Origin of the sequence: Pseudomonas sp. X4, from assembly GCF_040784925.1 — a bacterium.
Classification (GTDB): Bacteria; Pseudomonadota; Gammaproteobacteria; order Pseudomonadales; family Pseudomonadaceae; genus Aquipseudomonas; species Aquipseudomonas putida_Z.
In genome coordinates, this window is sequence record NZ_CP160798.1 from 4,615,392 (window position 1) to 4,624,486 (window position 9,095).

Here is a 9,095-nt window from a genome sequence, read left to right on the forward strand (position 1 = left end):
CACGGGCCAGTGGACTGGCAATTCGCTAAAACCGGTTTTGTGCGATAATCGAACGCAAAACTAACCATTCCGTACAAAGAGATTGAAGCGACGACTTTACCTGCGAATAATCGATCGTGCCAGGAACTGTGGCACTGATTTTCCAGGCCCGGCCCAATCGCCGGCAAGCCAGCTCCCACAAGGTATGCGCCAATCCTGTGGGAGCTGGCTTGCCGGCGATTGGGCCGGAACAGGCAGCCCTGGCCTCAACCCTCTAACAACAAGGAACTCCCGCCATGCAGCGTTCGATCGCTACCGTGTCCTTGAGCGGCACCCTGCCGGAAAAGCTCGAAGCCATCGCCGCCGCCGGTTTTGACGGCGTCGAGATCTTCGAAAACGACCTGCTCTATTACGCCGGCAGCCCGCGCCAGGTACGGCAGATGTGCGCCGACCTGGGTATTGCCATCACCCTGTTCCAGCCGTTCCGCGATTTCGAGGGCTGCCGCCGCGACCGCCTGCAGAAAAACCTCGACCGCGCCGAGCGCAAGTTCGACCTGATGCAGGAACTGGGCACCGACCTGGTGCTGGTATGCAGCAACGTCCAGGCCGATGCCCTGGGCGAAGAGCAATTGCTGGTTGACGACTTGCGCCTGCTGGCCGAGCACGCTGGCAAACGCGGCCTGCGCATTGGCTACGAAGCGCTGGCCTGGGGCCGCCACGTCAACACCTACCAGCAAGTCTGGAACCTGGTGCGCCAGGCCGACCACCCGGCCCTCGGGGTGATCCTCGACAGCTTCCACACCTTGTCGCTCAAGGGCGACCCGAGCGCGATCCGCGATATCCCCGGCGACAAGATCTTCTTCGTGCAAATGGCCGACGCGCCGATCCTGGCCATGGATGTGCTGGAGTGGAGCCGCCACTTCCGCTGCTTCCCGGGGCAGGGCGAGATGGACATGGCCGGTTTCCTGGCGCCAATCCTTGCCACCGGCTACCGCGGGCCGCTGTCGCTGGAAATCTTCAACGACGGCTTCCGCGCCGCACCGCCCCGGCAGAACGCCGCCGACGGCCTGCGTTCGCTGCTGTACCTCGAAGAGCACACCCGCCTGCGCCTGGAGCAGGAAGGTACCTCGATCGAGCCCGGTGTGCTGTTCACCCCACCGGCGGCCAGTGCCTATGACGGCGTGGAATTCCTCGAATTTGCAGTCGACGAAGCCGTTGGCGCGCGCCTGGGCAGCTGGCTGAAGCGCCTGGGCTTTGCCGATGCCGGCAAGCACCGCAGCAAAGAGGTGCAGCTGCTGCGCCAGGGCGATATCAACATTGTGCTGAACGCCGAACCCTATTCCTTCGGCCACAACTTCTTCGAGGCCCACGGGCCGTCGCTGTGCGCCACCGCGCTGCGGGTCAAGGACCAGCAAGCCGCCCTGAAGCGCGCCACGGCCTTCCGTGGCCAGCCATTCCGTGGCCTGGTCGGGCCCAACGAGTGCGAAGTGCCGGCGGTACGTGCGCCAGATGGCAGCCTGCTGTACCTGGTGGAGCAGGGCACTGCCGGCCAGACCCTGTACGACACCGATTTCAGCCTGGACAAGAACGCCACGGCCACCGGCGGCCTGCGCCGTATCGACCACATGGCCCTGGCCCTGCCGGCCGAGTCGCTGGACAGCTGGGTGCTGTTCTACAAGAGCCTGTTCGATTTCGCTGCCGACGACGAAGTGGTGCTGCCGGACCCTTATGGCCTGGTCAAGAGCCGCGCCCTGCGTAGCCAGTGCGGCACCCTGCGCCTGCCGCTGAACATCTCGGAAAACCGCAACACCGCCATCGCCCATGCGCTGTCCAGCTACCGTGGTTCGGGCGTGCACCACATCGCCTTCGATTGCGACGACATCTTCCGCGAGGTGGCGCGGGCAAAACTGGCTGGGGTACCGTTGCTGGAGATCCCGCTGAACTACTACGACGACCTGGCGGCGCGTTTCGATTTCGACGACGAGTTCCTCAGCGAACTGGCCTACTACAACGTGCTGTACGACCGCGATGCCCAGGGCGGCGAGCTGTTCCACGTGTACACCGAGCCGTTCGAAGAGCGTTTCTTCTTCGAGATCATCCAGCGCAAGGGGGGGTATGCCGGTTACGGTGCGGCCAACGTCGCGGTGCGCCTGGCAGCCATGGCCAAGGCCCGCAGCGGGGCGGCGCGCAAGCCGGTCTTGTAGTTGCTGCCTGTACCGGCCCCATCGCCGGCAAGCCAGCTCCCACAGGATCACCGCGGCCCGATAGGCCAGTGCAGTACCTGTGGGAGTTGCCTGTACCGGCCTCATCGCCGGCAAGCCAGCTCCCACAGGATCACCACGGCCCGATAGGCCAGTGCAGTACCTGTGGGAGCTGGCTTGCCGGCGATGAGGCCGGTAAAGCCACTGCGGTTCAGCGCCCCTCGGCCACCAACAGCAGCGACTGCGGCAGCGCACTCTGCGGGTGCTGTGGCTCCTGCAGGCTGACCAGCCGCAACCCCGCCATGTCCAGCGCGTTCAGCCAGCTGGCCAGGGTACGGAAGTACCACGGCATCACCTGCCAATCCCCGGCGAACCCGGCAAACGCCTCCTCCCGCCAGCCATCCTGGTAATCCCCATCCGCCACGCTCCATGGGTGCAGGGTCTGGATCACCAGTGCACCGCCGGGCGCCAGCAACGCATTCATCGCCGCCAGCAACGGGATGATGTCCTGCTGCAACAGGGCGAAGTTGGCACAGATCAGGTCATAGTCCTTGCCGACACAGGCCTGCCCGGCGGCCAGCTGTGCATAGCTGGCCAGGTGCACCTCGGCGGAGCCTGCAGCACGCGCGGCATCCACCAGCGCCCGGTCTCCATCCACACCTACCGCCTCGATACCCCGGTCGCCCAGCGCGCGCAGCAGCCAGCCTTCTCCACAGCCCAGGTCGAGCACCCGTTCGGGCTGGCGGCCAAGAATGGCCAGCAGGATGGCCTGGTCGGTGACCTGGCGACGGCTGTCGATACTGCCGCTGCGCACCGCATCGATCCAGGCCTGTGCGTTGTGCTGCCAGCTGTCGAGCAAGGCGTCTTCAGGGTTGCGCATGGTCATCTCCTTTGTACTCGTTTCCGCGCTGCGGCCGCCAGAGCGCTCAGCCGGCCGCAGCGCGCTGTCGCTTGATCCGGTACATATCGCCATCAGCATGGCGCAGCAGCATGTCGGCATCGTTGCCGTCCTCGGGGAAACGGGCCACGCCAATGCTGCAGGATGGCGCGTCGATGCCGGCAAACTCGGCGCCGAGTGGCTCGGCCATGGCGGCCAGGATGCGTGCCACCTGCTCGGCGATGGCCTCTGGCGACACGTAGTCGGTCAGCAGCACGGTGAACTCGTCACCACCCATCCGCGCCACTGTATCGCTCGCACCTACGCAGCCTTCCAGGCGCCGCGCCAGGGTGCACAGCACCCGGTCACCCACGCTGTGGCCATGGTTGTCGTTGATGTCCTTGAAGTCATTGATATCGATGAACAGCAACGCCAGCGGGTGGTTGTGGTGCCGGGCCGCGGCAAGGGCTGCGTCCAGCCGGTCATTGAACATGGCCCGGTTGGCCAGGCGGGTGAGTGGGTCATGGTGGGCCAGGAAGCGCAGTTCCTCCTCGGCCTGGCGTTGGGCGGTGACATCCCGCGCCACACCGATGCGGGCATCGGCCTCATCGGACCAGCAGGCGGCCCACAGGATATGCACGATACCGCCATCCTTGCGGATGTAGCGGTTGCGGAAGTCGTAGTGGGATTGGCCGTTCATCACCCGGACGATCGATGCGCGGGTGATCGCCAGGTCGTCAGGGTGCATGTAGTCGGTGATCGGGGTGCCGATCAGTTCGCAGGCCCGGTAGCCCAGCAGCGCCTCGCAGGCATCGCTGACGAAAACGATCTGGTTGTCCCGGTCCACCACGAACACCGTGTCCAGCATCAGGTGGATCAGCCTGGGGTATAACGCTTGGAGGTCTACGGGCATGGGGCAGGGCGTCCGCGGCGGGGTGACCGATCATAGCCTGAAATGGAACAGAATGCGGTAGGCACCGCATACCCTGTGGGAGCGGGCATGCCCGCGAACACCGGCGCAGCCGGTGCCATCCACCGCGTCCCCTGCTTCGCGGGTATGCCCGCTCCCACAGGGCTGCCCGATAGTCAGTTGCTCACCACCAGTTCCGGCCCGAGGTAATCGTTGATCTGCTGAATATCGTCATCCCCCAGGCTGCCCACCGACGATGCCAGGCGCAGCCGCGACATCAGGTAGTTCAGCTTCGCCTCGAACAGGTCATGCCGGGCGTCAAACAGCAATTCCTCGGCATTGAGCACATCCGAGTTGGTGCTGGTGCCGCCTTCCCTGAAACCCTTGCGGGCCGAAAGCAGCGAGCGTTCGTTGGACGCCACGGCCTTTTCCAGCGCCTGAATGCGCAAGGCGCCACTCTGCACGCCGCGGTACTCGCGAGTGGTGCCGGAGATCACTTCCTCGCGCGTGGCGTCCAGTTCATCCAGGGCCTTGGAACTGTTGGCGCTGGCCTGGCGGGTGAGGGCACTGGTGCTGCCGCCGCTGTACAGCGGAATGTTCAGCTCCAGCCCGATCGAGCTGTAGTGGTTGCGCTGGTTCAGTTCGGAAATCGACTGGCTGCTGCCGGCGGTATAGCCCGCCACGAAATCCAGGGTCGGCCAGTGCCCGGCGCGGGCGCGTTTCACTTCTTCTTCGGCCAGCTCGTAGCTGTGCCGGCGCGCATGGATCAACGGGCTGTCGGCCTGGGCCTTGACCAGCCAGTCCTGCAGGTTGCCTGGCATCAGCGGCGGGGTGCTGAAGCCCGACTGCAAGGTGGTCAGCGACTCCGGCGTTTCACCGATATATTCCTCCAGCTTGCGGCGGGCGTTGACCAGGTTGTCCTGGGCCTCGATCAGGTCGGCCTCGGCCAGGTCGCGACGGGCTACCGACTCGTCGATGTCGGTGATGGTGCCGGCACCCAGCTCCATGCGGCGCTTCGCCGACGCCAGTTGCTCTTCGAAAGCATTCAGCTTGGCCTTGGCCAGGGTGATGGTTTCGCTGGCCAGCAGCACGTCGAAGTAAGCCTCGGCCAGGCGCACCGCGGCGTCCTGGCTCTTGGCATCGAACACCGCCACGCTGTAGTCCGCACGCTGCTGGCCCTGACGGTATTCGGCCATCTTCTGCTTGTTGAACAGCGGTTGGCGCAACCGCACGTTGGCGCCCTTGGAGTCATAGTCCAGGTCGCTGTCCCGGCCATTCTGACGCTGGCTGCCATTGACCCTGTTGAAGTAGCCCGCAGCGTTGATCTGCGGCAGCAGGCCGGCCTGGCCGATGGCGCGGTTCTCGCTGCCGGCTTCTTTCTCGTGCACCGCGGCGCGGTAGATCGGGCCCTGGTACTGCAGCAGGTCCCAGGCTTGCTTCAGGTCCATGGCACTGGCCTGTACGGACAACCCCAACAGGCACAACATCAGGCACGGGCGATTCATGTCATTGCTCCTTGAACGAGGCGTCCACGCGTTCGAGCATCGGCTTGAGCAGGTAACTGAGCAGGTTGCGCTCGCCGGTCTTGATGGTGACGGTGGCCGGCATGCCGGGGCGAATGTGGTTGCTGCCCAACAGGCCCATGCCGTCCTGCGTCACTTCCACCTGGGCCAGGTAGTACGGCTGCTTGCTTTCTTCGTCCATCAGGCGGTCGGCAGAAATGGTCATGACCCGCCCGGGGATGTTCGGTGTCTTCGCATGGTTGAAGGCCGGGAAGGCGAGGTCCACGTCCAGGCCCGGCACCATCTTGTCGATGGCCTGCACCGGGATCATCGCGTCCACCTGCAACGGCTGGTCGAGCGGCACCACCTCCATGATCTTGGCCCCAGGCTGGATGATGCCGCCGACCGTGGCGATGCTGAGGGCCTGGACCATGCCGTCGATCGGTGAGCGGATCACCGTGTGGGTCACTTCGTAGTCCAGCGCGCGCAGGCGATCGGCCAGGGTGGTGTTCTCCTTGGCGGTATCGGTCAGTTGCGATTCCACTTCCTTGAGATAGTCGTGCTGGCGTTGCAGGATGCGCAGCTTGATCTCGGTGGCCTGGCTGCGCGCCCGGGCAATGTTGTTGAGGTTTTCGGCCTGGCCGGCGGACAGATCGGCATTGTTGCGTTCCAGCTCCAGCAGGCGATTGCGTGGCACATAGCCTTCGGCGGCCAGCACGCGTGTGCCTTGCAGTTCCTGGTTGAGGAAGCCGATCTGCGAGGCGCGGGCGCCGTACACCTGCTGCAGGCCCTTGAGCTGCACCGCCGTGGCGGCCAGGTTTTCCTCGAGGATGCTCAGTTCACCGGCAAGGCCCGCGCGACGGGTGTCCAGCAGGCGCTGTTGCAGGTCCATGGCTGCCAGCAGGCGCGGGTCGCTGCCGTAGTGCTTGAGCAAGGCAGGGTCGAAGGTGACTGTGTCGCGGCCATCGCGCTCGGCTTCCAGGCGGTTTTCCACGGTCTTGCTGACAATGTACTGGGCACTGACCGCGCCCTGTTCGGCCACCGCGCGCAGGGCGTCCAGGCGTACCACCTCCTGGCCTTTCTTCACCATGTCGCCTTCACGCACCAGGATCGCCTCGACCGTGCCGCCGGTCAGGTGCTGCACCGCCTTGCGGTTGCTGGTGACCTTGACCGTGCCGGTGGCGACCACCCCCGCATCCAGTGGCGCCAGGCACGACCACAGCAGGAAGCCGCCAAAGCCGGCGATGACCATCCATACGCCCCAGCGTGCCGGCCGGCCCATGTCCAGGTCGATACCGTTGCGGGCCTCGGCGGGAATCAATTCGGTGTGTTGGGTCATCTGCATGATCGATCACTCCCGTGCTTTTACCGAGGCCAGCGGCGCTGCGGTCGCCGCCGGGATCACGCTGGCCTTGCGCAGCGCCGCGAACACTTCGTCGCGGCTGCCGAGCATGTGCACGGCACCGTCGCGCAGCATCAGCACCTTGTCGACCGCGCACAGCACATTGGGCCGGTGGGAAATCAGGATTACCGTGGCCCCGCGCGCCTTGAGTTCGGCCAGCGCATCGACCAGGGCCTTTTCGCCAACGTCATCGAGGTTGGCGTTGGGCTCGTCCAGCACCACCAGGTTCGGCTCGCCATACAGCGCACGGGCCAGGGCGATGCGTTGCTTCTGGCCACCGGACAGCGGGCTGCCGTCGGCTGCCAGGCGGGTGTCGTAGCCCTGCGGGAAGCGCAGGATCATGTCGTGCACGCCACTGCTGCGGGCAGCGCGGATCACCGCTTCGCTGTTTACTTCGGTGAAGCGTGCGATGTTCTCGGCGATGGTGCCCTCGAACAACTCCACGTCCTGCGGCAGATAGCCGAGCCACGGGCCAAGTTCGGCCTTGTTCCAGGTGAAGATGTCGGCACCGTCCAGGCGCACCTTGCCGGCCTGGGTCGGCCACACGCCTACCAGCAGGCGGGCGAGGGTGGATTTGCCCGAGGCCGAAGGGCCGATGATGCCCAGGCTTTCACCCGGGACCAGGCTGAAGCTGACCCCGCGCACGATGTTGTTGTTGGTGCCGGGGGCGCCGGCGATCACGTTTTCCACGGCCAGCATGCCCATTGGTCGTTGCAGCGACATGCTCGGTGGCCGCTGCGGGTAGTCGTGCAGCAGGTCGTTGAGCCGGCCCCAGGCGGAACGACAGCCCAGCAGTTGCTTCCATGCGGCGATCACCTGCTCCACCGGGGCCAGGGCGCGGCCGGTGAGGATCGAGCAGGCGATCATCATGCCGGGGGTGATCTTGCCTTCGATCGCCAGCAGTGCGCCGGCACCGAGGATCACCGACTGCAACGTGATGCGCACGAAGCGCCCGGTGCTGCTGATCATTGCGGCGCGGTCGGAGGCCAGGGTCTGCATCTGCAGGATGCGCAAGTGGCCCTGGTACCAGCGCTTGCCGATCGCCGGCAGCATGCCCATGGCTTCGATCACTTCGGCGTTGCGCAGGTTGTTGTTGGCATAGCTGGCCGACGACATGGCCGCCTGGTTGGCTTCGGCCAAGGGTTTTTGCGTGGCCTTCTCGGTGAGGTAGGCCAGGCCCACCAGGATCAGTGAGCCGATCAGCGTCACCAGCCCCAGCAGTGGGTGGACCAGGTAGCAGACAAGCAGGTAGATCGGCGTCCAGGGGGCATCGAAGAAGGCGAACAGGCCGTTGCCGGTCAGAAACTGGCGCACCTGCGCAAGGTCCTGCAGGGCCTGGGCCGGGTTGCCGCCGGCGCGGCTCAGGTTGCGTTCGAAGGCAGCGCTGAAGATGCGTCGGTTGAGGTCCATGTCGAGGAAGTTGCCGACCCGGATCAGTACGCGGGTGCGGACCATCTCCAGGGACGACATCAGCATGAACAGGCCGATTACCAGCAGGGTGAGCATGGTCAGGGTGGTGACGTTGCGGCTGACCAGGGCGCGGTCGTACACCTGCAACATATAAATTGCTGGCGTCAACATCATGACGTTTATCACGCCGCTGAAGGCGGCCAGGGCAAAAAAGCTGCGGCGCAGGCGGAACAGCACGTCGGCCAGCTCGGAACGGGTACGTGGCGGCTTGTGCATCGGGGGCCTCCCTTTATCACAAACGGGAAGCCCTTGCGGCGCCCCGTACAGCGGTAGTTGTGGCTTCTGGTCGGCTCGCAGGCGGGTCGCTCTAAGGGCGAATGGTCCAAAACGCTGCGTTGCTCCCACATGCAGCAGCGTAGGTTGCAGTGAAACACTCGGTAATATCTTTTTGCTCTATAAAGTCTTTGAACTTTTCATAAGTGCCATGAAAAACAGGGAGTTGTGTCGCGTTATCAATGCCGGACGAATTTTTTGACGGGATATTGACAAGTTTTTCTTCTGCGACTTTAGTCTGATGTATTCGGACCCTGTGCGAGCTGGGGTCGATGTGTGTGCGGTGCCTACCTGTATCGCACCGTTTACAAGGTTCCCGCCGTTCCTGTGGGAGCCGGCTTGCCGGCGATGAGGCCAGTGGCGATAACACAGCACCGTAGTGCCCAACTGCCCCCAGAACCCAGAATCAGAAACTGCGCACGTCACTGACTGGGCGCGGGAAGGACCCTGTTGCCCTGAGTCATCTCCCGACAGATCGAGG

Annotated in this window: 6 protein-coding genes; 1 reads left to right on the forward strand and 5 read right to left on the reverse strand. The window is 64.6% G+C overall.

Annotated elements, in window-relative coordinates; genetic code table 11:
- Positions 1-275: 275 nt before the first annotated feature.
- A complete protein-coding gene (gene quiC / locus ABX298_RS20680; RefSeq protein ID WP_025338610.1) occupies positions 276-2,183 on the forward strand; it encodes a 3-dehydroshikimate dehydratase QuiC in 1,908 nt (635 codons plus the stop codon).
- A gap of 208 nt (positions 2,184-2,391) precedes the next feature.
- Here the strand turns inward: quiC and ABX298_RS20685 are convergent, their stop codons facing one another.
- The 5 genes from ABX298_RS20685 to ABX298_RS20705 all read right to left on the reverse strand — a co-directional run bounded on the left by ABX298_RS20685 (position 2,392) and on the right by ABX298_RS20705 (position 8,557).
- Positions 2,392-3,060 (reverse strand): class I SAM-dependent methyltransferase, encoded by a 669-nt coding sequence (locus ABX298_RS20685; protein WP_367393565.1) that lies wholly within the window; start codon positions 3,058-3,060, stop codon positions 2,392-2,394.
- 46 nt (positions 3,061-3,106) lie between these two features.
- Complete coding sequence (locus tag ABX298_RS20690; RefSeq protein WP_367393566.1) at positions 3,107-3,970, reverse strand: diguanylate cyclase; 864 nt, start codon at positions 3,968-3,970, stop codon at positions 3,107-3,109.
- Positions 3,971-4,143: 173 nt separating this feature from the next.
- Complete coding sequence (locus ABX298_RS20695) at positions 4,144-5,472, reverse strand: TolC family outer membrane protein (protein ID WP_367393567.1); 1,329 nt, start codon at positions 5,470-5,472, stop codon at positions 4,144-4,146.
- Between the two features lies 1 nt (position 5,473).
- Complete coding sequence (locus tag ABX298_RS20700) at positions 5,474-6,814, reverse strand: HlyD family type I secretion periplasmic adaptor subunit (protein WP_075044812.1); 1,341 nt, start codon at positions 6,812-6,814, stop codon at positions 5,474-5,476.
- 6 nt (positions 6,815-6,820) lie between these two features.
- Complete coding sequence (locus tag ABX298_RS20705; RefSeq protein ID WP_317410131.1) at positions 6,821-8,557, reverse strand: type I secretion system permease/ATPase; 1,737 nt, start codon at positions 8,555-8,557, stop codon at positions 6,821-6,823.
- Positions 8,558-9,095 lie beyond the last annotated feature (538 nt).

What these genes read in the sequence shown, in the direction of transcription:
- ABX298_RS20690 (WP_367393566.1), bottom strand. Translation starts at nt 3,970, where the DNA reads ATGCCCGTAGACCTCCAAGCGTTATACCCCAGGCTGATCCACCTGATG.
- ABX298_RS20685 (WP_367393565.1), bottom strand. Translation starts at nt 3,060, where the DNA reads ATGCGCAACCCTGAAGACGCCTTGCTCGACAGCTGGCAGCACAACGCA.
- ABX298_RS20695 (WP_367393567.1), bottom strand. Translation starts at nt 5,472, where the DNA reads ATGAATCGCCCGTGCCTGATGTTGTGCCTGTTGGGGTTGTCCGTACAG.
- ABX298_RS20705 (WP_317410131.1), bottom strand. Translation starts at nt 8,557, where the DNA reads ATGCACAAGCCGCCACGTACCCGTTCCGAGCTGGCCGACGTGCTGTTC.
- ABX298_RS20700 (WP_075044812.1), bottom strand. Translation starts at nt 6,814, where the DNA reads ATGCAGATGACCCAACACACCGAATTGATTCCCGCCGAGGCCCGCAAC.
- quiC (WP_025338610.1), top strand. Translation starts at nt 276, where the DNA reads ATGCAGCGTTCGATCGCTACCGTGTCCTTGAGCGGCACCCTGCCGGAA.